The organism is Phormidium sp. CCY1219 (assembly GCF_055795085.1).
This window is the reverse complement of record NZ_JAYFEQ010000444.1, coordinates 1-718: the sequence shown is the minus strand read 5'-3', so window position 1 is coordinate 718 and position 718 is coordinate 1. Positions and strand designations below refer to the sequence as shown.

Sequence of the window (718 nt, the reverse complement as noted above, 5' to 3'; positions counted from 1 at the left end):
ATTGGCTTTTTTTTGTCAACCCTTTACACAAAGGGACGGTGCCTCACCCCCGTAGGGCTAAGTTGGGTGAATTGCAGTATCCCGTGGCGGGGGTGACCCACCCTACCGGGCTTCACGATGATTAGTTACTGCCGTTTTTCGAGCAACACCTGCCGTTGGCGAGGTGGGGGGAATCTGTCACTCGTTTTGTTCAAATCGATAACCCTGAACGCCCAAAACATTGTGTTAAAATTGGATAAATCTGCCGAAATCGTACCCCAGCACACCTGACGCCGTTTATCCCCGAGTGGACCGAGTGGAGATGAGAATGATGCACCGACTTGCTAGCAGTATTATTGTCGCTTTCAGTATCTGCCTATTCCCCGTCACCCTACCGCTCATTGCTCAGCGCAGCGTGGCCCAAACCCAAAATGCACAAGCTGAAGAAGTCCAGCGACTTTTACAGCAAGCTGTGCAACAAACTGGACGACAACCACAAGCAGCAATAGAAACATTCGAGCAAGTCCTCGGAATTGCCCGACAAATTAACGCGAAAGAACTGGAAGGCATTGCGCTGCTGGGCATCGGTCGCAATTACAATGATATAGGGAGACGTCAAGACGCATTAGAATTCTACGAACAAGCACTCCGTATATTTCAACAAATCAATAATAGAAGCGGGGAAGCCACGACTCTGAATAATATCGGTGCAGTCTACTCCGACATCGGACAACCCCAA

The 718-nt window shown here is 49.6% G+C and carries 1 protein-coding gene; it reads left to right on the top strand.

The annotated features are described in order from the left end of the window. Positions 1-307: 307 nt before the first annotated feature. A partial coding sequence (locus AC0QH1_RS10605; RefSeq protein WP_324631057.1) for a tetratricopeptide repeat protein occupies positions 308-718 on the top strand: 411 nt, incomplete at its 3' end.